Source organism: Streptomyces peucetius (genome assembly GCF_025854275.1).
In the GTDB taxonomy this organism is placed as follows: domain Bacteria; phylum Actinomycetota; class Actinomycetes; order Streptomycetales; family Streptomycetaceae; genus Streptomyces; species Streptomyces peucetius_A.
This window is the reverse complement of record NZ_CP107567.1, coordinates 213,604-237,277: the sequence shown is the minus strand read 5'-3', so window position 1 is coordinate 237,277 and position 23,674 is coordinate 213,604. Positions and strand designations below refer to the sequence as shown.

General features: G+C 71.3%; 20 protein-coding genes. 10 read left to right on the top strand and 10 right to left on the bottom strand.

The features are described 5' to 3' along the window. Positions 1-51: 51 nt before the first annotated feature. Both OGH68_RS01080 and OGH68_RS01075 read left to right on the top strand, forming a co-directional pair. Entirely contained in the window at positions 52-1,791 is a 1,740-nt protein-coding gene (locus OGH68_RS01080; protein WP_264241354.1) for an SPFH domain-containing protein, read from the top strand. Continuing rightward, entirely contained in the window at positions 1,788-3,125 is a 1,338-nt protein-coding gene (locus OGH68_RS01075) for an SPFH domain-containing protein (RefSeq protein WP_264241353.1), read from the top strand. The genes OGH68_RS01080 and OGH68_RS01075 overlap by 4 nt, the downstream gene beginning before the upstream one ends. An 86-nt stretch (positions 3,126-3,211) precedes the next feature. Here OGH68_RS01075 and OGH68_RS01070 read toward each other — a convergent pair whose 3' ends face one another. Further along, positions 3,212-4,324 (bottom strand): DNA alkylation repair protein, encoded by a 1,113-nt coding sequence (locus OGH68_RS01070; RefSeq protein WP_264241352.1) that lies wholly within the window; start codon positions 4,322-4,324, stop codon positions 3,212-3,214. A gap of 77 nt (positions 4,325-4,401) precedes the next feature. Next, positions 4,402-4,701: a hypothetical protein gene (locus OGH68_RS01065; protein WP_264241351.1), complete on the bottom strand. Its 300-nt coding sequence runs from the start codon at positions 4,699-4,701 to the stop codon at positions 4,402-4,404. 108 nt (positions 4,702-4,809) lie between these two features. Between OGH68_RS01065 and OGH68_RS01060 the strand changes: the two genes are divergently transcribed. Next, positions 4,810-5,355: an ABATE domain-containing protein gene (locus OGH68_RS01060; protein WP_264241350.1), complete on the top strand. Its 546-nt coding sequence runs from the start codon at positions 4,810-4,812 to the stop codon at positions 5,353-5,355. Between the two features lie 93 nt (positions 5,356-5,448). Here the strand turns inward: OGH68_RS01060 and OGH68_RS01055 are convergent, their stop codons facing one another. After that, positions 5,449-6,636, bottom strand: coding sequence for a hypothetical protein (locus OGH68_RS01055; protein ID WP_264241349.1), 1,188 nt, complete (start codon positions 6,634-6,636; stop codon positions 5,449-5,451). A 315-nt stretch (positions 6,637-6,951) separates the two neighbouring features. Here OGH68_RS01055 and OGH68_RS01050 point away from each other — a divergent pair, with 315 nt between their 5' ends. The 3 genes from OGH68_RS01050 (at position 6,952) to OGH68_RS01040 (ending at position 9,047) form a co-directional block, all read left to right on the top strand. Then, positions 6,952-7,155, top strand: a complete 204-nt coding sequence (locus OGH68_RS01050; protein ID WP_100105551.1) for a cold-shock protein — start codon at positions 6,952-6,954, stop codon at positions 7,153-7,155. Positions 7,156-7,329: 174 nt separating this feature from the next. Further along, positions 7,330-8,421, top strand: coding sequence for a PP2C family protein-serine/threonine phosphatase (locus OGH68_RS01045; protein WP_264241348.1), 1,092 nt, complete (start codon positions 7,330-7,332; stop codon positions 8,419-8,421). Between the two features lie 92 nt (positions 8,422-8,513). Then, on the top strand, positions 8,514-9,047 hold the full coding sequence (locus OGH68_RS01040) for a GNAT family N-acetyltransferase (RefSeq protein WP_264241347.1): 534 nt from the start codon (positions 8,514-8,516) through the stop codon (positions 9,045-9,047). A gap of 116 nt (positions 9,048-9,163) precedes the next feature. On the opposite strand, the gene OGH68_RS01035 is transcribed toward OGH68_RS01040, so the two are convergent. The 3 genes from OGH68_RS01035 to OGH68_RS01025 form a co-directional block, all read right to left on the bottom strand. After that, positions 9,164-9,481, bottom strand: coding sequence for a putative quinol monooxygenase (locus OGH68_RS01035; protein WP_264241346.1), 318 nt, complete (start codon positions 9,479-9,481; stop codon positions 9,164-9,166). Between the two features lie 94 nt (positions 9,482-9,575). Then, complete coding sequence (locus tag OGH68_RS01030; protein ID WP_264241345.1) at positions 9,576-12,134, bottom strand: GH32 C-terminal domain-containing protein; 2,559 nt, start codon at positions 12,132-12,134, stop codon at positions 9,576-9,578. 222 nt (positions 12,135-12,356) lie between these two features. After that, positions 12,357-13,319 carry a carbohydrate kinase family protein gene (locus tag OGH68_RS01025; RefSeq protein ID WP_264241344.1) on the bottom strand — a complete coding sequence of 321 codons (963 nt, stop codon included), beginning with the start codon at positions 13,317-13,319 and terminating at the stop codon, positions 12,357-12,359. A 264-nt stretch (positions 13,320-13,583) separates the two neighbouring features. On the opposite strand from OGH68_RS01025, the gene OGH68_RS01020 reads away from it, so the two are divergent. From OGH68_RS01020 to OGH68_RS01005, 4 genes are all read left to right on the top strand, one after another. Beyond that, positions 13,584-14,597, top strand: coding sequence for a substrate-binding domain-containing protein (locus OGH68_RS01020; RefSeq protein ID WP_264241343.1), 1,014 nt, complete (start codon positions 13,584-13,586; stop codon positions 14,595-14,597). 229 nt (positions 14,598-14,826) lie between these two features. Then, positions 14,827-15,822: an ABC transporter permease gene (locus OGH68_RS01015; RefSeq protein ID WP_264241342.1), complete on the top strand. Its 996-nt coding sequence runs from the start codon at positions 14,827-14,829 to the stop codon at positions 15,820-15,822. Then, positions 15,819-16,655: an ATP-binding cassette domain-containing protein gene (locus OGH68_RS01010; RefSeq protein ID WP_264241341.1), complete on the top strand. Its 837-nt coding sequence runs from the start codon at positions 15,819-15,821 to the stop codon at positions 16,653-16,655. Before OGH68_RS01015 ends, OGH68_RS01010 begins: the two co-directional genes overlap by 4 nt. A gap of 74 nt (positions 16,656-16,729) precedes the next feature. Then, positions 16,730-17,773, top strand: coding sequence for a LacI family DNA-binding transcriptional regulator (locus OGH68_RS01005; RefSeq protein ID WP_264241340.1), 1,044 nt, complete (start codon positions 16,730-16,732; stop codon positions 17,771-17,773). A gap of 169 nt (positions 17,774-17,942) precedes the next feature. Here OGH68_RS01005 and OGH68_RS01000 read toward each other — a convergent pair whose 3' ends face one another. From OGH68_RS01000 to OGH68_RS00985, 4 genes are all read right to left on the bottom strand, one after another. Continuing rightward, a complete protein-coding gene (locus OGH68_RS01000; RefSeq protein WP_264241339.1) occupies positions 17,943-19,406 on the bottom strand; it encodes a glycoside hydrolase family 32 protein in 1,464 nt (487 codons plus the stop codon). Between the two features lie 31 nt (positions 19,407-19,437). Continuing rightward, positions 19,438-20,814, bottom strand: a complete 1,377-nt coding sequence (locus tag OGH68_RS00995; RefSeq protein ID WP_264241338.1) for a glycoside hydrolase family 172 protein — start codon at positions 20,812-20,814, stop codon at positions 19,438-19,440. A 219-nt stretch (positions 20,815-21,033) separates the two neighbouring features. Continuing rightward, entirely contained in the window at positions 21,034-22,044 is a 1,011-nt protein-coding gene (locus OGH68_RS00990) for a LacI family DNA-binding transcriptional regulator (RefSeq protein ID WP_413470914.1), read from the bottom strand. Positions 22,045-22,481: 437 nt separating this feature from the next. Next, a complete protein-coding gene (locus OGH68_RS00985; protein ID WP_264241336.1) occupies positions 22,482-23,486 on the bottom strand; it encodes a LacI family DNA-binding transcriptional regulator in 1,005 nt (334 codons plus the stop codon). Positions 23,487-23,674: the final 188 nt, after the last annotated feature.

The window sequence follows — 23,674 nt, the reverse complement described above, 5'->3', positions numbered from 1 at the left end:
CCGGGTCCATGGTGTGGGATGGCCGCAGATAGCAAGAGCGAAGGGGGAAACGTGGCACGGACTCAGAACCTGCGGGACGCCGCGCGGGCGTACGCAGGAGGTGCGAGCCCGCAACAGGTCGCCGAAGAGGCGCTGCGCCGCCGCGCCGGTGGTGCGAGCGGGAACAGCGGTGGCCGGAGCAGTGGTGGTGACGACGGAGGCCGGCGGCAGTCCGGCGTGACCGGTGCACAGGCCGGTCAGACCGCACAGGACGAGGGCATGGACCCCGGCGACTTCCCCGCCGCCCGCGAACAGGGTGGCAGCATCGCCACCGTCATGGCCCAGAAGACCGTCCCGCTGGACGAGGCGGGGGAAGCCCTCAACCGCAGTGAGCAGCGGCAGGAGGGTGGCGAGCAGGTGCATGCCATCTGCCCGATGGTGATGCCGCGCGGCCGCTCCTTCCTCAGCATGCTGCCCGTCGTGCTGCTGCTCGTGCTCGGCGCCGTCGCTTCCGCCGTTGTGACGGCGACGGGCGGCGGCCTGCTGACCCATCCCCTCTTCGGGATCCACTACTGGGTGATCTCCGTCCTGGCCGTCGCCTTCGTGTGGGCACGCCAGGGCATGGTGATGGTCCCCGACGGCTGTCAGGCGCTGATCACCCGCTTCGGAAAGCTGGAGAAGGTGGTGGGCCCCGGCCGGGTGATCCTGCTGAGCCCGTGGAAGCGGGTGTCGTACATCGTCAACACCACCCGTGAGTACCCGTTCAACGCGCCGGTTCGCGAGGCTCCGACCAAGGGCGGGGTGAAGGCGTCGATCGACCTGTTCATCCAGTTCCGGATCAGCGACCCCACCGAGTTCGTCTACACGCTGGGTGCGGTGCGCGGCTTCGAGGAGAAGCTGAGCAACGCGGTCAGCGAGACCATCCGCAGCCTCATCTACGAGCAGGAAGCCGCGGCCATCTACGACATGGTCGGCGAGGACACCGGGCGTCTGCTCGAGCAGCTGAACCAGCAGTTCCGGCCGGCCGTGGAGCTGACGAACGCCAACATCACCCACGCCGAGCCGTCCGACCGCGCCTACCGCATGGACCTGGCGTCGCCCGAGATGGTGCGCGTCGCGAAGGAGGCGTACACCCATGAGTACGCCCTCCAGCTCCGCAAGGAGCAGGACGAGGGTGATCTGACCAAGGAGCTGGCGACCCGTCAGGAGACCCTTTCGGCGATCCAGGCGGACATCGCGCAGTACCAGGCGCAGATGGACACCGCGGTGGAGCGGGAGACCAACCGGGCAGAGGCGCTGGCCCGCCAGCGGTACGTGCAGGCCGAGTCGGAGGCGAAGGCCAACGCGGCGCTCCTGGAGGCACAGGCCCTCGACATCCGCGCGGTGACGGCGGCCGAGGCGCCGGAGATCCTGGAGTACCGCTACCAGCAGCAGGTGCTGGACACCCTGGAGCAGGTGGCCGACCATCTGCCGCGGCTCGTGCGGATCGGTGGCTCGGGGGAGCGCGGGGAGGCCGCCGGGGTCGACTTCCTGCAACTGGCCAGGGAGTTGGTCGGCGAGCAGGGCGCGGAGCTGTTCACGGACGCGGACATGGCCGCCATGCGCGCCCGGCTGACCGAGGTCGCCGCCCGTATCGCGGAGCGCGAGACGGAGATCGGCGCCCTGCTGGAGGCGGACCGGCCGGTGGTACCGGCCGTACGGGGCGAGGAGCCCGGCACCGCCGACGAGCCCGCGCCGCCCGCTTCCGGCCCCGGGACCCTGTCCGAGTCCCCGACCGTCTCGACGTCCGAGCCCGAGGAGGGCGCCCTGTGAGCACCGCACGCATGAACCGCAGGTCGGTCATCTCCGAAGCGGTCGCCCCCTGGAGCGACATCGCCCAACTGCTGCGCGGCGGCGAGGCGGGCACCCTGGTTCCGGTCATCATTCCCCGCCACCGCCGCAGGCTCTGGTGGATGCTCCCGCTCTGGCTGGGCGTCTTCGCCCTCCTGTCGGGTGTGATGCTGACGCTGCGGGAGGCCGAGGCGGAATCGGAGGGCAGCGACGTCGCCGACGTCGCCTACGGCGCGCTCGCCACCCTCGGTTACGCGGGCGGCTGCGTGCTGCTCCTCGCGGGCGCCCTGTGGTGGTGGCGTTCCTCGATCGTGGAGATCGAGCAGGGCACGAACGGTGTACTGACCCGCTACGGGGCCGTCACCAACACCCTGGAGGCCGGCCGCCACTATCTGTGGCACCCGTGGTCGCGGGTGGACTTCGTGGTGGACACCGCCACCGAGATCCCGTACTCCGCCCCCGTCATGGCCTGCCCGACCCAGGAGAACGTGCCCCTGCGGTCGATCGAGTTCTTCCTGAAGTTCCGGATCACCGACGCGGTGCTGTTCGTACGGACCATCGGCGCGGGCAACTTCGACCTGGTGCTCTCCAGCGCCGTCCAGGACGCGATCCGGCAGCGGGCCCGCCTGATGCGCACCGAGAGGGCCTACGACCTGCGCGGCTCGGACGTCGCCGACATGCAGGAGCTGCTCAACCGCCAGCTGTCCCGCTACGGGGTGCGCATCACCGGGTGCAACATCCCGGACGTGCAGCTGCCGGCCCAGTACCAGCAGCATCTCGCCACGCGCGAGCGGGTCGCGAAGGAACGCCACGCGTACGAGCAGGAGTGGGGCCTGACCCGTAAGCGCCGGATCGACAGCCTCGGCATGGACATCGAGCGCGCCAAGAAGGTGCGCGACGCCCGCATCGTCGAGGTGAAGGCGGCGCTGAACCGGGCGCGCGAGGCGGTGGCGCAGCTCCTGGAGGAGCAGGAGACCAACGCGCAGCGGGTGCGTTTCGAGATCGAGACGCGCGGACGCAGCGGCCTCATCTCCGCGGAGAACGAGGCCCGTGCCCAGCGTGCCCTCGCCCAGGCGTACCGGGACAACGCCGCGGTGCTGCGGTACGAGCTGGCCCGGCGCCGCCTGGAGGTCGGGGCGGAGCTGGCCACGCACGCCCCGCAGCCGGTGGTGATCCGTACGGACGGCCCGGGCAGCGGTGACACCTCCGCCCTGTCGACCCTGCTCGCTGCGCAGCTGCTGCCGCGGCTGTCGTCGGCCCTGCCGGCCGGGGACGGCGTTCCCGCGGTGCGGTACCCGGCGGACGACGAGGGATAGCGCGGCACCGACCGCGGGGGCGCCCCTGCCGGGGCCACGGCTTGTCCGGTCCCGGCAGGGGCGTCGTGCTTTGCCGGCCGGGCTGTTCAGAGCGGGGCTTCTGCCGGGGTGCCGGGGGTGAGCGTGAAGTCGGCGAGCCCGTGAGGACGTCCGTTGATCTGGAGCTGAACCCGGTGCACGCCCCAGTGGTAACGGCGTGTGCTGATGGGCCGGAAGGAGTGCCGGCGGACGCCGGACCACCGTTCGCCGGGGGCGAGGCTGCGGGTGGTCAGCTTGAACACCTTGGGGGTGAGGGTCCCGTTGGCCTTCCGGTGGTGGATGACGTAGTCGATCATGAGGCCGGCCGTCTCGGAGCCGGTGTTGGTGACCTCGTAGCAGAAGACCAGATGACCGCCGGACGGCACTTCGGGAGTCCGGACGTCGGGCCCGGTGACGTGGACCGGGGCGTCGTGGTCGTGGCCGAGGAGGGCCAGGGCCTGCGGGTGCCCCGCCTTGACGAGCGTGCGCAGACCGTGCCGTGCCACGGCCGGTGTGGTGGGGGCGGGGTCGGTGAACCAGCGGGCGGCGGTGGCGATCGCGGTCTCCGGGTGGTCACGGCTGATGTCGTTGAGGTGGTTGGCGACCGACCGCCTGACGTACTCGGAGGTGTCGCGGTGCAGCGCGTCCAGTAGGGGCAGGGCCGGGCCGGGGTCGGCGACGAGGGCGGGCAGCCGGGACGCCCAGGGCAGGCGCGGCCGCGTGCCCTCGCTCGCCAGACGGCGTACGTGCGGGTCGGGGTGGCCGGTCCACGGCAGGATCGTCCGCAGAGCCCGGTGCAGATCGTGGCGGAGGAAGGGCCGCACTGCCGCCTCCGCCGTCAGCAGCGGCGTGAGGTCCGCCAGGAGGTCGAGTGCGGGCTCGAACACGCCGCTGGCGAGGGCGCGTTCGGCGACTGCCTCGTTGAGCGGGAAGGTCATCCATCCGGTGAAGGCGGGCTGTCGCAGCGCCGCGCGGACGACGGCGGCGAAGCCTGCGTAGTCGTCCGGCAGGTCGGCGAGTACGGCTTCCTTCACGGTGGCGACGCGCTGACCGACGGTCAGGCCGTCAAGGCGGGCGCCGCAGCCACGGAGGGCGGTGGCCGGTGTGGAACCGGCCGCCGTCATGACAGCCGCGAGGCCGTCGGTGGTCTGCGTGTTGATCAGTTCGTCGACCGTGGGCACGGCTGTCTCCTTGCGGGTCTTCTGTGCCGGTCCCGCCCCGCCGCGCGGCAGCACGGGACCGGTCGCTGTTCCAACGGCTACGGCTGTGTGCTGTGCAGCACCTCGGCGTGCCGCATTTCGTGGACCTCGCCGATCAGGCCGAAGAAGCCAGCGGCGGCGGGTGCGCCGGGCATCTCCCGCGCCGCGCGGGCGGCGGCCTCGGGGGAGGCCCAGATGAGGAAGTCGAGGAGGGAGCCGTCCTTGGAGCGGGCGAGGTACGCGCCGAGGAAGTCGGCCTCGTAGCGCTCGCGCAGCAGGGAGATCAGCCGGTCCCGCTGGGCGGTCAGCTCGGCGGGGTCGGTGGCCTCGAAGCGTACGTACTCGACGGTCGTGCTCATGTGGCACTCCTTCGGGATCGCTGATCACGGATTTAAATCCTTGAAACCGCGAGCGGAAGCTATCACGGATTCGGGATGCCAAAACCGTGTGTCGGGTAGGTTGGGGGCATGAGCCTCAAGAACCTCCACGAGATGCCGTGGATCGGTGAGCACGCCGTGCTCGATCTCGCCAACACCGTCGTGTGCGGTGCGGATTCCTCCGGCGGCGACATCGATCTGCTGGCCGAGGAGGGGCTGCGGGCGTCCTGGCGGAGCCGGGCGGCGGACCGGGGGCTGGCGGACCTGCCCCTGGAGGAGCTGACGCGGCTGCGCGAGCCGGCCAGGGCCGTCCTGGGCGCCGCGGCGCGGCAGGCCCCGCTGCCCGAGGCCGCGCGGACGCGGCTCAACGCTCTCGCCGCCGGGGCCCCGGTGACGTTCGAGGTCGGGGAGGACGGTCGGCTCGCCGAGCGGGAGGGAGGCGGCCCGGTCGCCGGCAGGGTGGCCAGGCAGGTACTCGTCCTGGCCGCCGGCCCGGAGCAGGCCAGGCTGCGGACCTGCCCCGCGCCCAGTTGCGGCATGTTCTTCCTGGCTCGCCGGCGTGATCAGGCATGGTGCTCGGTCGGATGCGGCAACAGGGCGCGGTCGGCCCGCCGTCAGGCCCTCCGCCCCGACTGACGCCACTTCTGAGCGTGCCGGGTGCCGGCCACTGCCCCCAGCTCACCCACCCCGACGCAGTGGCGCGCATCGTCGAGGAGCAGAGTCGCACCGCTACTTCTGGGGGTGCTGCCTCGATGTGTCCTTGAAGCGTCCCAGCGCCTTGGTCAGGACGCTTCGCGAAGAGCCCGCCGGCTTGGCGACGGTGGCGTCCGAGGCGGCCGGATGCGGCAGGCTGTCCGATCCGGTCACCTCGGCCAGTGCGGCCTGGGCGAGTTCGGCTGCTTCCCGGTACAGGTCACGGGACCTGGTCATCGCATCGAGCGCCTCGGCGTACTTGGCGACGAGTTCACGCGCGTGCGCCAACTCCTCCTCCACGGTGAGCAGATGCCAGTGGCGGCGCAGACTGCCGAGGGCCTGTTCCGCGTCGGCGGTCAGGGACCGCGGCAGGCCGGCGAAGGCGGTGATCCTCTCGATGAGCTCCGTCGGCTCCGAGCCGTCCAGGAAGACAGTGCGGACGGCGAACTGTTCCGCGTCGTACTCCCGGCTCACCGACGCCGTGGGCAGGACCACCGCCCCGCCCCGAGGCACCTGTACGTGTACATCCTTCATCGCCCAATTGACGATCTGGAACTGCTCCGGCGCGGCCCGGTGCTCCACCACGCGATGGCGCAGGCCCGGCGGCAGGAAGGGCGTCAGTGGCCGGCGGCCGCGCGCGTCGGGGGTCATCGCCTCGTGGACGACGACGTGAACGTTCCAGCTGAGACGGGTGCAGTCCTTGAGGAGACGCCGCATCTCCTTGTCGTCGCCCGGCAGCCGATTGACGGTCCGCAGACGCGGACCGGGCACGGCGTCGTGGTCCCAGGCGACGCCGTCGTTGTCGGGCCAGAACATGGTGGCGGGGGAGGGCCACCGCTGGTCCCAGGTCCGTTCCGCCTCCGCGGCCAGCGTCCATGCGACGGCCTCGCCGTCACGTTGCCGCCCGGGGGAGTCGTAGCACGTCAGCTGGGCCCGCACGGTGACATCGCCGTCCACGCGCCAGCGGGCCTCGAAGCGGCGGCGTGCGGAGGAACCGTGCGTGCCCGCACTCTCGCGGGAGCCGGATACGGCGGACGGATCGCCCACGCCCGCCGCCGAGGCGTCGGAGGGGGCGAGGTCGAGGAAGTCGTCGATGACACCGGCGGCCTTCAGGGCGATGAGGTTGCGCCGGACGTCCTGCTCGGGCGCGTGCCCGAGGTGGCGCCCGTGCCCCAGCCACGTCGTGTCGGGGGCGGCGGTCGAGGAGGTACGGGTCTTTGGCATGGAGTCGTTCTGTCGCGGCGGCGGTTGCGGGCCGCTCCAGTATGGGGCCGGGTGCCTGGCGGACGGTACGGCGAGGGGGCCGACGCCCGAAAAGCCCGGGTGACGGGCGCGGAGTCGCCCGGCAGGGTGGTTCTCGTGGTGAAGAGGGCACAGGCCGTGTAGCGTCAGTGACAGCTGTCATGGTTCCGAAGTACCGGTCGCCCGTGAGCGCGAGTTCACGGGCGTTTTGCTGTTTCAAGCCTCTGAGGACCAGGGCGATCACCTCCGGCTCCCGCGCCGTGCGGGCACCGATTTACAGTCCCTTGGAGGGCAAAAATGGCCAGTGGAACAGTCAAGTGGTTCAACTCGGAAAAGGGCTTCGGCTTCATCGAGCAGGACGGCGGGGGCCCGGACGTCTTCGCCCACTACTCGAACATCGCCAGCTCCGGCTTCCGTGAGCTGCAGGAGGGCCAGAAGGTGAACTTCGACGTCGTCCAGGGCCAGAAGGGCCCGCAGGCGGAGAACATCACCCCCGCCTGAGCCACCTCGCTGTGACGCCCGCCCCGGTCCGCCGGGGCGGGCGTCGGCGTCCCGCCCCTTCGTCGCCTCTCGCGCAGCCGTGCCCACATGCTCGGGCGGGCAGCCGAGTGAAGGGCCGGACCGACACGGTCCCAGCGGTGGAGCGGATCGCCGTGATCGGGCGTAATGGACTGAATGCCTGAGTCCTCGTACTCCCGCGGTAAGGCCGACGTCGCTCTGGTGGTCGGCCGGGTGCTGCCGTGCGTGCTGCTTGTCCTGGCCGTGGTTCTGGACCTGGTCACACCGGACACGGAGCACTTCGAGCACTTCCTCTTCGCCGTGCCCGCGCTCGCAGCTGTCACCTGGGGGACGCTCAGCACTCTCGGCTTCGGGCTGCTCTCCGTGGCGTTGTTCGCGGCGCTGGCCACCCGCCACTCGGAGCTGGTCTCCGGCGACTCGGGTCTCAGCTTCCTCGCGCTGATGGTCGTGGTGAGCGCGGCGGTGTGGGCGAGCCGGGCCCGCGACCGGCGGGAGCGGAGACTGAAGGATGTCATCGCGCTGGCCGATGTGACCCAGCGGGCGGTCCAGCGGCCCCTGCCGTCCCGGCTCGGCCCGGTGGACCTGCACCTGCTGTACGAGGCGTCGGTGCACGGCGCCCATGTGGGCGGCGACTTCTGCAAAGCCCTGCCGGTCGGTGACGGGGTGCGCCTCATCCTCGGAGACGTGCAGGGCAAGGGGCTGGGCGCGGTGGAGGCGGCCTCGATACTGCTGGGGTCCTTCCGCGAGGCCGCGTACTCGGAGACCGACCTGCCCGGGATCGCGCGCCGCCTGGAGCTCAGCATGCGCCGGTACGGGCAGCGCGCCCCCGAGGCGGAAGGGGCCGACCGCTTCGCCACCGTCATCCTGGCGGAGGTCCCCGACGACGCCCCGGTGGTCCGGCTGCTCACCCTCGGGCACCCGGCACCGCTGATCCAGCACGACACCACGGTCCGGGCCGTCGACTTCCCGGCGCCCTCACTGCCCGTGAATCTGCCGGTGCGCCTGGAGCAGGAGTACGACGTGCGGGAACTGCCCTTCGAGCCTGGGGACCGGCTGCTGGTGTTCACCGACGGGGTGACCGAGACCCGCAACCGGAACGGCGACTTCTACCCGCTGGAGGAACGCTTCGGCCAGTGGGCCACGCGCCCCGCCGATGCGATCACCTCCCTGCTGAAGGGCGACCTCCGTCATTTCGGCGTCCACGGCCTGGAGGACGACACCGCGGCCCTGCTGGTGGTCCGCCACTGATCGCAGCGGCCGAGCGGGACGCCTCGTCCGCCGGGGCGGCCGGCACGAGCACCGATTACCGGTGGGTCCACCGCCTCCGGCAGGATGGGCCCATGACCGAGATCCGCACGCCCCGCCTCCTGCTCCGCCGCTGGACCGACGACGACCTCGTGCCGATGGCGGAGATCAACGCGGACCCGCGGGTCATGCGCTGGACCGACGACGCCTCGGTGCACGATCTCGAACGCACGGCTGAGGAGATCGAGCAGTGGGAGGAGGAGTGGGACGCGGAGGGCTTCGGTCTCTTCGCCGTCGAACTGCTGGCCTCCGGCGAACTGGCCGGCTTCACGGGGTTGTACGTTCCCGGGTTCCTGCCGGAGGTGATGCCCGCCGTGGCGATCGGCTGGCGGCTCGGCGCACCCTTCTGGGGCCAGGGATACGCCTCGGAAGCCGCCCACGCGACGCTGGAGTTCGCGCTCCAGGACCGGGGCCTCGACCGCGTGATCAGCATCAGCCGTGTGGGGGACGACGCGTCCGAGAACGTCATCCGCAAGCTGGGCATGGCGCCGGAGCGCGAGACGGAGCACCCGGTGTACGGCTTCCCGCTGCACGTCCACAGCATCGATCTCACCGAATTCCAGGCGTGAGACGGCTCGCGCCTTCGGAAGCCGGTGCGGGACGGTGCGCACCACCACACGGACGGCGCACCCGCTGACATGCCCGCCCGCCCTGCTGCCAGGGCGGGCGGCGGCCCGTACCGTGCCTAACGGCGCCGGGCCTGTGGTGCGTGGTCGGCAGGAGTCAGGAAGGTGAGAACGGACTCCTCCTCGTTGATGCACGGGCGCAGCTCGGCGTTGAACAGCGCGCCGTAGGGCGCCGTCAGGTGGGCCCGGAACGCGGCCTCGTCCGCGTACACCTCGAAGACGCAGTACGACCGGGGGTCGGACTCCTTCGTGTACACCTCGAAGGCCAGATTTCCGGGCTCCTGGCGGACACGTCGGCTGTAGCCCTCCACCAGCTCGGCGACGTGCGCCTCACGGCCGGGACGCACGCTGAACTCGGCCAGCAGGGTCTTCGTCATGTCTCTGTCTCCTGTCGTGTCACCGGCACGCGGCCGGCCCGGCGCCCAGGGCACGGGCGGTCGGCCGCCCCCGCCCGCTTCGTCGTCGAGTGGTTCAGTCGCGGTAGGACCGCAGCTGCCAGACCTTCACCTCCTCCACGCCGACCGAGCCGCCTTCCGCGAAGAGCTGGATGCCCTCGCTGTCCGGGTCGGGGAAGATCTGGTCGGTGATCACGGCCTGACCGTCGCCCCCGAACACCTCCACCGACGACCAGTCGACCAGGATCCGCAGCCTGACCTTGCCGTCCTCGGCCGCCAGCGGTGCGCGCTGGACGCCGGGGAAGTCCGCATGGAAGTCCACCGCGCCCGACTTGGTGCGGTCGACGTACAGCTCCTGCGTCTTCGCGTCGTACCCGATGACGGTCTCCTGCCCTTCGCCGGTGCGGACCTTGAGTCCGAACCGCTCGGCGTCACGCAGGGAGAAGGTGGCCTGCAGATCGAGCGCCTTTCCGTCGGCCCGTCCCTGGGCCAGCGGCGTGGTGCCGTCCGTGACCGTGATGTCGCGGACCCCGACCGCCTGCCCCGTACGGAGCGAGCGCACGGACGTCACCGGCTGCTGCGTCAGTCGGATCCGGCCGTCCACGGTCCGCAGCGCCATCTCGCGCGGGATGCTCTGCGCGCTGCGCCAGGGGGAGGTGGGGATGCTGTTGCCGTACTGCCAGTTGTTCATCCACCCGATCATGCGGCGCTTGCCGTCCGGCGCGTCCTCCCAGGAGACGGCCGCGTAGTAGTCCTTGCCGTGGTCGACCCAGTGGGCCCGCTGGACGCTGGAGGTCGCGGGCTCCTCCGCGGCGACGAAGTGGTCGGCCATGATGTGGCCCCAGCCGCCCTTGTTCATGTCGACGAGCTGGACGACGGCCTGCTTGCCCCGGTGGGCGCGGAGGTCGAAGGACGCCCAGTCCAGGCTTCCGCTGTCCGCGCCGGACACGCTCTGGACGACCTTGCCGTCGACCAGGAGATTGACGGCGGTCTCGGTCGAACGCGGCCGGGCCGGAGTGTCGGAGAGCATGACCTGGTCGAGCAGGATGTGCCCCCAGCCGCCGGTGTTCTCGTCGACGACCTCGATGTGCGCCTTTCGGCCGACGAGATCGGCGACGTCCCAGGAGGCCCAGTTGAGCGCCTCGGAGTCGGCGCCGGTGGCGCTGCGTACGGTCCTGCCGTCGACGACGAGGCGGACGGCGGTGGGCGCTTCGGCTCCGGAGGGGTGCCTGCCGCCGCCGACGAGGAAGTTGATGTGCTTCGCGGTGACGGTGAACTCGGGAGAGGTGAGCGTGCCCGTGGTCGCGTCACCCTCCCGGAAGCTGTTCACCAGCCGGTCGCCCGTGTACCCGGACACCGGTTGCTGGCCCGGGAGCGTTCCCGCGGCGGGGCCGTCGCCGAAGGCGGTTCCCGTGGCGGTCCAGGATCCGTAGCCGTCCTGCTCGAAGTCGGCGAGCACCGTGCCCCCGGGCGCCGGTGCGTCGCCGAGGACGGAGCCGGGGACGTGCGGGTGACGGCCGCCGGCCACCTTGAAGTTGAGATACGCGCTGTTCACGGTGAAGGGTTGCGAGGTGAGTGTGCCGGTCTCGGCGTCGTCGCCGTGGAAACTGTCGGCGAACCACTGGCCCTCGACGCCGCTCGTGCCCGACGAGCCGGGCGCCGGCGCGGGGACCGGTCCTTCGCCGAAGGCCGTGCCGGTCGTCGTCCAGTTCCCGTAGTCGCTCGCCTCGAAGTCCTGGACGACCAGGCCGGGCGGAGGCGTGTACGAACCGTCGTCGTCGGGGGTGAAGCGGGTCCCGTCGAAGTCGCCGACGAAGTACTGGGCCGCCGAACCGCCCGCGATGCCGCCGGGGTTGATGTTCACGACCAGGACCCACTTGGTGCGCCCGCTGTCGCCGTCGACGGGCAGCGGGAAGAGATCGGGGCACTCCCATACGCCTCCGACGGCGCCGGCCGGGCCGAAGTCGCTCAGATGCGTCCAGCTCTTGAGGTCCTTCGACGAGTAGAAGCGCACCTTGTGCTCGGTGGACAGGGACACCGTCATCAGCCAGCTCTTCGTCGGCGCGTACCACTGCACCTTCGGGTCGCGGAACTCCTTGGAGCCGATGTCGAGGACCGGGTTGCCCTGGTACTTGGTCCAGGTGCGGCCGCGGTCCGTGCTGTACGCCAGCGACTGGGCCTGCCTGCCGTCCTTCTTGTAGGCGCTGGTGTAGACGGCGACCATCGCGGGGTTGTCCTTGGTCCCGAAGCCGCTGGTGTTCTCGTGGTCGACGACCGCGCTGCCGGAGAAGACCATCTCCTCGTCGTCGTGCGGGATCGCGAGCGGCAGTTCCTCCCAGTGCACCAGGTCCCTGCTGACCGCATGGCCCCAGGACATGTTGCCCCAGGTGTTGCCGCTCGGGTTGTACTGGTAGAAGAGGTGGTACTCGCCCTTGAAGTACACCAGGCCGTTGGGGTCGTTCATCCAGTTCTTCTCCGGGGAGAAGTGGAACTGTGGCCGGTAGGTCTCGGTGTGGGGCGTGGTGCCGGTCGCCGCCGCCTGGGGGACTACGGCGGTGACGGCGAGCGCGCATGTCGCGGCTGCCGCGGCGACGAGGCGCAGCCGGGCACGTCGGTACACGGGGCCTGGGCTCATGGTCTCTCCTGCACTGTGGGCGGCGGCGTCGTGTCCGCGTCCGCCGCGGTGGCACGACGCCGAAGGGGATCGCAGTGCCGGGCGGTGGGGGCGGCCCGGAACAGTGGATGTCATCGCTGACATATGTCAGCGATGACATCCACTGGGCAGTGATGATGAGCGTGCTCGAGGAGGTCCGTCAATGGTTCCGGCAGAGCCGCCGCGACGGGAACGGTGACGGCCCTACGGCCCGACCGACGCCACCGGCTCCCGCAACTCGCCCTCCCACGGCGGGTTCGGCCCGCTCACCGAGCAGGTGAGCGCCGCGACCCTGGCCGCGAACACACACGCCCGAGTGACGTCGTCGATGCGCAGATCCGTCAGCCGGCCGCCGAGCAGCCCCTTGGTCCCGAGGTGGTGGAGAAGCCCCGCGGTGAAGGAGTCGCCGGCCCCGACGGTGTCGACGACGGCGGTCGGCGGCGCAGGCACCTTGACCCGCTCGCCGTCCAGCGAGGCGATCGCGCCGCGCCCCCCGAGCGTGACGACGACGAGCCGGGCGCCCGCGGCGTGCCAGACGTCGCAGGCCTGCTCGGCGGGGCGACCGGGCAGCAGCAGTTCCAGGTCGTCCTCGCTCACGCGCAGGACGTCGGCGAGCGCGCACCAGCGCGGCAGGCGTTCGCGGTACACCCCGGGCGCCACGAGCAGCGGGCGGACGTTGGGGTCGAGGCAGATCGTGGCGGTGGCCGAGGCGCGGGCCAGGAATTCCTCCACGACCCGGCCGCCCGGTTCGCGTACGAGGGCGAGTGAGCCCGAGTGCAGGCAGGCGGTGGACGAGAGGTCCGTCGCGGACAGTTCGTCCGCCGTCCACTGCCAGTCCGCGGTGCCCTGCGCGTGGAAGGAGTACACCGCCTGACCCGCCGTGTCGAGCTCGGCGACGGCCAGGGTGCTTGGCTCCCCGGCGCGTACGGCCTGGGACAGATCGACCCCCGAGGCCTCGAGGCGGGCGCGGAAGAGCCGGCCGAACACGTCGTCCGACAGCCGGGCCAGCAGGCGGGCGGGCGTGCCCAGCCGGGCGAGTGCCACGGCTGTGTTCGCCGGGCCGCCGCCCGGCAGGACCCGCAGGCCGAGCTCGCCCGGTGCGGATGCGGGGACGGTGAAGGCGTCGGCGACGCATTCGCCGAGGACGGTGACCTGAGGCAGGCGCATGGCTGCTTCTCTCCGGGTAGGGCGGCGCGCCGCCCAGGGGTGTCCGAGGGGCGGCGCCGTCGACGTGCGGCCGCTGGCGCGGCGTTGCGGATTTGTGACGGCGTCAAGGCATTGACGTTGCCGGGAGACGGAGTCCATCATCCTCCGCAAGCAGTGTCAACGATGACATCGGTCAACGATGACACCGCCCGCAGCAGTAATGTCCCCGCGCCGCAGTGCCCTTGGACAGCCGGCCGCTCCGCCCGAAACCAGCAGGAGTCAGTCATGCCCCGTAACAACCATGCCGTCACCAACCTGGTCAGGGTCTCGGCCTGCACCGCCGCCGCGACGCTGGCGCTGACGGCCTGCGGCTCCGGCGCGCAGGGCGGCTCGGACGACGGGTCGGTGAAGGTCGGCCTGATCACCAAGACGGACACCAACCCCTTCTTCGTGAAGATGAAGGAGGGCGCCGAGCAGGCCGCGAAGGACAGCGGCGTCGAACTGGTCAGCGCGGCAGGCAAGTTCGACGGGGACAACGCCGGCCAGGTCACCGCGATCGAGAACATGGTGAACTCCGGCGTGAAGGGCATCCTCATCACGCCCAACGACTCGAAGGCGATCGTCCCCGCCCTCGAGAAGGCCCGCGCCAAGGGCATTCTCGTCATCGCCCTGGACAGCCCCACCGAGCCGCAGGACGCCACCGACGCCCTCTTCGCCACCGACAACGTCAAGGCCGGCGAACTCATCGGCGCATACGCCAAGGCCGCCATGGCCGGCAAGAAGGCGAAGATCGCCACGCTCGACCTGGCGCCCGGGGTCGCCGTGGGCGAGCAGCGGCACGAGGGCTTCCTCAAGGGCTTCGGTGTCCCGGAGAACGACCCGTCGATCGTCTGCAGCCAGGACACCGGCGGCGACCAGGCCAAGGGCCAGACCGCCATGGAGAACTGCCTGCAGAAGGCCCCCGGCATCAACGTCGTCTACACCATCAACGAACCGGCCGCGCTTGGCGCGTACACGGCCCTGAAGGCCAGGGGCCTGGAGAAGAAGGTGCTTGTCGTCTCCGTCGACGGCGGCTGCACCGGCACGAAGGCCGTCAAGGAAGGCAAGATCGCCGCAACCTCGCAGCAGTACCCGCTCGAGATGGCGTCCCTGGGGGTCAAGGCCGTCGCGGACTTCGCCGAGAGCGGCAAGAAGGCCTCCGGCTACACCGACACCGGTGTCACCCTGATCACCGACCGGGCGCAGGCGGGGGTCGACGCCAAGGACACCGCGTTCGGCCTGGAGAACTGCTGGGGCTGACCCCGGGGCGCCGCCCGGCCGGCACCGCCGTGGGCGGCGGGGCGGCGCGGACCGCGCCTGCCCCCGCCCGCCGGCGGGCTGCCAAACGGCCCCCTCCCCGTACGCAGGTCCGGCACGCACCTGCGGACACCGGCCCCTCTCCGTACGCCCCAGCGGTCACCGGGTGCCTCCCCGTACACACCTCCGGCGCGCACCTGCGGCACCGCACCCATCACCGGCAAGGACCACCATGACTGCCACGACCACGCCCTACGACCAGCTGAAAGGACCGACCGCGGTCCGCCGGCTGATCGCCACACCCACCGCGGGCCCCCTGGCCGCGCTCCTGCTCGCCTGCGTCTTCTTCTCGCTGACGACCGAACAGTTCCTGTCCGGCGGCAACTTCTCCCTGATCGTCCAGCAGGTCATGGTCGTGGGCACCCTCGCCATCGGTCAGACGCTCATCATCCTGACCGCCGGCATCGACCTCTCCTGCGGCGCCGTCATGGCGTTCGGCAGCATCGTCATCGCCAAGACGGCGGCCCAGGGAACGCTTCCCCCTCTCGCCGCGATCGTCCTCGGACTCGTGGTCTGCGGTGGCTTCGGACTCCTCAACGGCCTGCTCGTGCGGATGATCCCGCTGCCGCCCTTCATCGTGACGCTGGGCATGCTCAACGTGGCGTTCGCCCTGACCCACATCTACTCCGCCGAGCAGACGGTGACCGATCTGCCCGCGCCGCTCACCGCCCTCGGCGAGACGTTCCCGCTGGGCCGGACCGACATCACCTACGGTTCCCTCCTCACCATCGCCCTGTTCCTGGCCTTCGCCTACGCACTCAGCAGCACCTCGTGGGGCCGCCACGTCTACGCGCTGGGCAACAGCCCCGAGAGCGCGCGGCTGAACGGCATCCGCACCTCCCGGCTGACCATCGGTGTCTACACGCTCGCCGGTCTGGTGTACGGCGTCGCGGCGCTGCTGCTCATCTCCCGTACCGGCGTGGGCGATCCGCAGGCGGGACAGACCGACAACCTCGACAGCATCACCGCTGTCGTCCTCGGCGGGACCAGCCTCTTCGGCGGCCGGGGCGCGGTGCTCGGCACCTTCATCGGCGTACTGATCGTCGGTGTCTTCCGCAACGGGCTCCAGCTGATGGGCGTCGCGTCGATCTACCAGACGCTGATCACCGGCGTCCTGGTGATCCTCGCCGTGACCGTCGACCAGATCTCCCGGAAGAAGGCGCGATGAGCACCGACACGTCCGCGACTCCCGTCCTCCAGGCCCGCGGCCTGGTCAAGAGGTACGGCCATGTGACCGCGATCGACGGGGCCGACTTCGACCTCATGCCCGGCGAGGTGCTCGCCGTCATCGGCGACAACGGAGCCGGCAAGACCAGCCTCATCAAGGCGCTCACAGGCGCGATCGTCCCCGACGAGGGCGAGATCAGACTGGGCGGTAGGCCCATCCGGTTCGGCGGCCCGCAGAGCGCGCGCGAACACGGCATCGAGACCGTGTACCAGGACCTCGCCGTCGCGGCCTCCATGGACATCGCCTCGAACATGTTCCTCGGGCGCGAGCTGCGCCGGCCCGGTGTTCTCGGCAGCGTGTTCCGTCTGCTCGACAAGAAGCGGATGCGGGAGGAGGCCGCCGCCCACATGGCCGATCTGAAGATCGGGCTGCGCTCGCTCACGCAGGCGGTGGAAACCCTCTCCGGCGGCCAGCGCCAGGCCGTGGCCGTCGCCCGCGCCGTGGCGTGGGCCAGGAGCGTCGTCGTGATGGACGAGCCCACCGCGGCGCTGGGCGTCAGGGAGTCGGGACAGGTCCTCGACCTCATCCGCCGGGTCCGCGACAAGGGCATGCCCGTCGTCCTGATCAGTCACAACATGCCGCACGTGTTCGAGATCGCCGACCGGATCCATGTGCACCGGCTCGGGCGGCGCGAGGCACTGATCAAGCCCACCGACCACTCCATGGCCGAGGTGGTCGCCATCATGACCGGGGCGCTCACGGTGAACAGCGACGGAGGTACCGTCGTCACGGACGCCGACGCCGCCAGGGCAGCAGGCGTGTCAGCCCACTGAGCCGGCAGCTCAGAGAAGACAGCGGGCCCGGTCCGGACGGGCCGGGCCCGGCGAACGCACAGGAACGGTGGTACATGACCGCGACCCGCCGCCCCACACTGGCCGATGTCGCCCGCGAAGTGGGTGTCAGCGCCAAGACGGTCTCCCGGGTGCTCAACGAGGACGGTCCGAGTTCCCCGCAGACACGGGAGCGCGTCCTCGCGGCGGTGGCGAAGCTGGGATTCCAGCCCAACCTGATGGCCCGGAACATCAGGGTCGGAGGCCCCGACACCACCGTGGGGCTCGTGGTGCCCGACCTGGGCAACCCGTTCTTCGGAACGGTCGCCGGCGGGATGGAGGACACGATGCGCGGCCGCGGACTGACCCTGCTCATGGGCTCGTCCGCCGAGGACCCCGAACGGGAGCGGGTGCTGACGCAGACCTTCCTGGCCCGCCGTGTCAGCATCCTGATGGTCGTCCCCGCGTACGGTGCCGACCACGGCTACCTGAAGGCGCCGCGCGCGGCAGGCCTGCCGGTGGTCTTCCTCGACCGCCCGGGAGTCGGCCTGTCGGCCGACTGCGTCGTCAGCTCCAACCGGACCGGCGTCCACGAGGGCGTCTCGCATCTCGTCGCGCAAGGCCACCGGCGCATCGGATTCATCGGTGACCTCCCCGCGAAGCTCTACACCCGGCGCGAACGGCTCGCCGGCTACCGCTCGGCACTCGAGGCGGCGGGTCTGCCCTACGACCGGGCTCTGGTGACCGGCGCGCACGGCCAGGAGACCGCCGCCGCCGCGACCACCGAACTCCTGGGGCTGGCCGATCCGCCCACTGCACTGTTCGCGGGCAACAACATCGTGGCCATGGGCGTGGTCGCCCAACTCGCCCGCGCCGCACGCAAGGACGTCGCCCTGGTCACCTTCGACGACCTCCCGCTGGCCGAGGTGCTCGAACCGGCGCCGACCGTCGTGGCGCAGGACCCGGCAGCCATCGGCGAAGCGGCGGCCAGGACGGCCCTTGCCCGCCTGGACGGCGACCGCTCCCGGGCCCGTACGGTCACCGTCCCCACCCGCCTGATCGTCCGCGGCTCCAGCAGGCCACCACGGCGTACGCGGGCGTCGGCCGACGCGGACGGCTGAGCAGCGCCGGTGACGTGAAGGCCCACCCCGCCCCGGCCGTCGGCCGCCCGCACGGTCCGCCCGTTCGGCCACTGCACGTCACCGGGGGAGACGCCAACAGGGGTGATGGGCGCCTCCCCGGCAGGCCCGCCGGACCGGCCGGCCGGCGGGCCGTCACTGACGAGAACGGTCAGAACGCCCGCTCCGACGGGGGCCGTTTGTCGACGATCCGCAGCCCGCGGAGGTCCCATGCCTCCACCTCGTAGGCGACCGGCGTGGTCCCGCCCGCCGCCGTGGCCTGAAGGCGCCACGGGGCGCCACCGACCGGATAGAGGCGCAGCGTGAGCGCCTGCCCCTCGGCCGTGAACACCTCGGCGACGGAATGGTCCAGCACGACACGGAGCTCCGCCGGCCCGAGTGGCGCCGGAAGCCGCCAACTGCCCTGCTTCGCCCGCGGGTCCAGCGAGGCACGGGAGCGGTCGACGACCACCTCCCCGGTCGCCGGGTCGCGGACGATGTCGAGGTGTTCGCCACCGGACGCGTCAGTGATCAGCCGCAGACCGCCGCCGGGACCGAGGCGAGCCGTGATGTCGCACGCCCGTCCGACCTCCCCCAACTCGACCGGCCGGCCCGCGCCGGCCTCTCCCGCGGCACGCACCCGGCGGTCTCGCCGCAACTGCGCGATCTCCCGGGCTGGCCGCTGCAGGAGCGCCCCGTCCCGGCCGAGGGTCACTTCTCGGGGCAGGGACAGCATCCCGGCCCATCCCACCTCGTCCGTCCACGCACTCGGAGCGCCGATGCGCACCTCGTCCCGCGCCTCCCAGAGCCATGCCCACAGCAGCCGGCGGCCGTCGGGAGCGTGCAGCAGCGCCGGGGCGTAGAAGTCCGGCCCGTGGTCGAGACGCTGAGGAGCGCCGGCCACGAAGGCCCCGTCCCGCTCGTGCCCGGGCCACACCGCGGTGCACGAGGCCCCCTCCTCGGGGTCCCACGCGCTGACGAGCACAGCGCCCCGGCCGTCGCCGAAGTCCGCGTACTGGGCGCACTCCCAGCCCTCCTCCGTGTCGGCGCCGCCGGGCAGTGGCTCGGGAGCACGGGCGAGGAAGACACCCCCGTACTCCCACTCGGCCATGTCGGTGGAGGAGTACTGCACCGCAGCGCCGCGCCCGTCCTCCAGTGCTGCGCCGACGAGCATCCGCCAGCGCTCACCGTCCCGCCAGACGTAGGGGTCGCGGAACATCGTGGTGCCCGGGGGCGGTTCGGCGACGGCGAGCCGCTTCTGCTTGGTGAAGGTCAGACCGCCGTCGCCGGACGACGCACGGGCGACCGGCTGGTACCAGCGCTCGGGATGCCTGGCCGAGTAGAAGGCGACGAGCTCGCCGTCCGTCTCCACGGCGTTGCCCGACCACACACCTTCCGTGTCGTCGCCGCCGGGCGTGGGCGCCAGGGCCATGGGCAGCAGTTCCCAGGTGAGGAGGTCTGGGCTGCGGAAGTGCCCCCAGTGCATGTCGGCATGGCGGGCGCTGCCCGGGTTGTACTGGAAGAAGACGTGGTAGTGGCCGTCGTGGAAGACCAGCCCGTTGGGATCGTTCAGCCAGTTGCGGGGCGGGCGGAGATGCAGTGCGGGAAAGTGCGGGTCCCGCGCTCGGGTCGACACGGTGCGACGCCTCTCTGCGGCCTGCGCGGGGTCAGCCACGGCTGCGCTCGTTGTAACGGTGCCGCACCTTCGCGGCCTGCTCGGTGTTCGCCTCCGACTCCCGCAGCGAGCGCTCGCCCCGCAGCCGGGTGCGCTCGGCGAGGTGCTCCATGTGCCGCTCGAAGCGGGCCCGGTAGCGCTCGCGCATCTGCGCGATCTCTTCGGCGACCGCGCCGGCGCGGGATGCCGGGGCAGGTGCCGGCGCGTCGGCGGGCCGGACGGGCAGACGCTGCTCGAGGGGAAGGACGGAGGCCCTCGGGGAGGGGAGCGCCTGGTACCAGTAGGCGGTCGAGGCCCAGTCGTCGCTGAGGTGGTTGCCGTGGCCGTGTTCGACGGAGACCCTGATGCGCTCCTCGAAGCGCACCGGATCGGTCACGTGGAAGCGGTAGTTGACCGAGTACCCCGGGACGTCGGCCTCGTGGAGGATCGCGCCGTGGTAGAGGTACGCGTTCTTCTGCATGCCCCACGCGTGGTTGAAGTAGTCCTCGGTCCCGGTGCCGTGCAGGGACGGCGGCCAGGAGGTGGTCCCGTCGGGGAGGAAGTCGTCGTCGATCCAGATCATGTCGTTCCCCTCGCCCCACCAGCTTCCCTGCCGGTGGTGGACGGAGAGGTTGCAGCCGACGTAGTGGCCGGTGCCCTCGGTGTCGAGAATGACGTAGTTGTCCTCGCCGGTGACATCGGCGATGTTGACCTCGGGGCTGTTGGTCTGGATGTCCGGGGCCCAGCCGTTGCACGGGTTGCTGCGGTTCCAGCGGGCGTGGAAGTAGAGGGTGTCCTCGGGCAGCGGCTCGGGGAACAGCTCGTAGTCGATGTAGAAGTACTGCTGGATCGGCAGGTCGTTCTCGTTCACCAGCTCGATCCGGGCCCGCTTGCCGAACGGCATCGGTGCCCAGCAGTTCAGCGCGGCGCTGCCGCCGAACAGCAGGGACTCCTCGGGCTTGGCCGAGACGGTGAACAGCGCGGACTGGTAGCTGTTCGGCATGCAGTGGCCCACACCGAAGAAGTCCCCGAGCGGTACCAGGACGGCCGGCTCGTCCTCGTCGTCCCAGGTGATCCGGATCAGGACCTTGCGGTAGTAGTCCGGGTCGGGCTCCTCCCAGTTGACGCCGAGCGCGTTGTGTATCTCCATGACCGGCGCGACGGTGTCCGCCTCCAGCGGGTCGATCAGACCGGGCCCGAGTGTCCTGCGGCAGAACTGCGTCATCCAGATGTGGGTGATCTGGCCCGGACCCTCGAGGTCGGCGAGGACCCGGCTGGAGTGGGCCGGGGTGGTCCAGTAGTCCTGATTGCGGCCGCGCTGGTCCCAGCTCGAGGTACGGGCGCTGCGCGCCGCCTTCCGGCGGGTGAGATCGGCAAGTGGGGAAAGCATGGGGCACTACCTTTCGTGATGTCGGTCGCTGATGGCGGTTGCTGATGTCGGCTCTGATGGCGGCCGACTGTTGGCGGCCGCCGGTGGAGGCCGCCGGTGGCGGTCTCTGACGTCGGTTTCTGATGCCGGTTTCCGATGCCGGGCGGTGGAGACGGGTCGGGGCTCCTCCACCGCCCGGCCGATGGAAGGCCAAGGCTGCCTGCGCCGCCGGCGGACGGGCTATGCCGGGCCGCACCCGCACGAGGTGCGGTAGACCACGCGCGGTTCGAGGCGGACGACCTCGCCCTCCCCGCGGGTGTCGCCGTTCACCCGCCGCAGCAGGAGAGCCATGGCGGTGGTGCCCACGTCGAAGGCCGGCTGGACGACGGTGGTGACACGGGGCTCGAAGAGCCCGGACTGCGGGAATCCGTCGAAGGCCGCCAGCTTGAGGTCCTGCGGGATCCTCAGGCCGAGCGCCGCGGCGGCCTCCATGACGCCCACGGCCGTTTCCGTACTGGCACAGGCGACCGCTTCCGGCCTCCGAGCACTGCCGAGCATGCGCAGGGCCAGAGCACGGGTCTCCGCGGCCAGCCCCGAACCGGTGATGACCAGTTCGGGATCGGGCGCTGCGTGCGCCGTCCCGAACGCCTGCATGTAGCCGCGATGGCGCTCGGCCATGGTGGGGACGGCGAGGTCCCCGGCGGCCAGGGCGACGGTGCGGTGCCCGTGGGCGAGCAGGTGCTCCACGACCTCGCGCATCGGCGTGGTGTTGTCCACCCCGACCTGGTCGGCCGCCCCGGGGGCGCCGAGCCGGTCGAGGATCACCACGGGCGTACCGCCGCGCCGCACGGCTTCCGTCTCCGCACCCGTCGACCGCGCGGCCGGTGCCACGATGAGGCCGTCCACCCGGCGGGCGGCGAGCGCCCGTACCGAACGCGCCTCATGGGCCGGATCCTCTCCCGAGTGGGCGAGCAGCAAGGTGTATCCGGCCCTGGCCGCCTCGTGCTCGACGCCCCGGACCATGTCGGCGAACGTGGGCTGTCCGGCGTCGGAGACGATCAGACCGACGGAGTCCGTGCGTGACCGGCGCAGCGAGCGGGCGAGGGTGTCCTGCCGGTATCCGCTCTGCTCGATGGCCTTCAGGACTCGCTCCCGGGTCTTGTCCGCGACGGGGCGGGTCCCGTTCACGACGTGCGAGACGGTCGAGGTGGACACCCCGGCGAGCTGTGCCACATCGACGATGGTGGTCACGCACATTCCTCTCTATCGAAACGTTTGCGCGAAACGATTGCGCTGATTCTTGTCACGCGATGCGGTGGGTGTCAAGAAGGTGCATGGCCCAACTTTCCGGCGGCCGGGCCACTTGCGCCGGGGAAACGGAAGAGACCGCCGAAGCTGCTCCGAGCTGCGGCGGAACCGGAAGTGGGGCGGGGTGGAAGCACGTGACGGAGGCGGAGCGGCAAACCGGCGGACGGCTCCTGTGCCCCTCTCGTCCGGCGGTCGCCGACGCCAGGCGCCGCCCCGGCCGCATCGGGCCGACACCGGGCGCACCGCCCGACGGACCCTCACGGCGCCTCCGTGCGCCCGGGACCGGCCGGCCGTCTCCCGGGCGAATCCAGCCCGCGGCGCGTCGTCGGTCGCCGTCGTCAGCCGCCGCCGTCGTCAGTCGTCGTCGGCAGCCGGCGGCATCATTCGGGGCAGCCGCACGACTCGCGGTACGTGATCTCGGGCACGAGCCGGACGGAGCGGTAGCTGGTCGACGTGTCGTCCTCCAGGCGGCTCAGCAGGATCCGCATGGCCGTACTGCCGATCTCGTACGCGGGCTGCGTGACGGTGCTGATCCGGGGCCGGAAGAGGTCGGCGTTGGGGAATCCGTCGAAGGTGGCGAACGCGAAGTCGTGCGGCGTTCCCAGGCCCAGGCCGCGCGCCGCCTCGAGCACTCCGACAGCGGCTTCCGTGCTCACGGCCACCACGGCCGTGGGCGGGTCGGCCCTCGTGAACAGCGCCGTCGCCTGCTCGCGGACGGCGGCCGCGAGACCACTGCCCATCAGCACGAGAGAGTCGTCGGCCTCGATGCCCGCCTCGGCGAGCGCTTCCAGATACCCCTGCCGCCGCTCGGCGACGGTCGAGACGGCGGCGTCGCCGCCCGCCAGCGCGATGCGCCGGTGGCCGTGCTCCACCAGGTGCAGCACCACGTCGCGCATGGGGGCCGCGTTCTCCACGCCCACCTGGTCCGCGCGGACCCCGCCGAGCCGGTCCATCAGGACCAGCGGGGTCCCGCGCTGCTGGATGTCCGCCATCTCCTTGCGATGGGACCGGCCCACCGGGGCGATGATCAGTCCGTCCACCCTGCGCTCGGTCAGTGCGTGCAGTGCCCGCAGCTCCCGCGCCGGGTCCTCTCCCGAGTTGGCGAGCAGGAGTGTGTGACCGGCGGCGGCCGCCTCGTGCTCGACGCCCCGGACCATCTCGGCGAACGCGGGCTGGGTCACGTCCGACACGACGAGACCGACCGAGTCGGTGCGCGACCGGCGCATCGCGCGGGCGACGCTGTCCCGCCGGTATCCGGTCGCCAGGATCGCCTCCTCGACGCGTGCGCGGGTGTCGTCGCGGACCGGACGTGTTCCGTTGAGGACGTGGGACACGGTGGACGTGGAAACTCCCGCCAGCTGTGCGACGTCGACGATTGTTGCCACTGCCTGATTTCCGCCTTATCGCCATCGAAACGTTTACGAAACGATGGCACGGGTGAGTGGCCCAGTCAACGGCCTCACGTCCGCCGCGCGGCTCGCCCCACCATGCACAGCAAGGCGCAGGGCAGGAGCACTGCTTCGGAGGAGATCTGGTCCGCATACAACCTTGACACGGGAAACCGCCCGAGTAT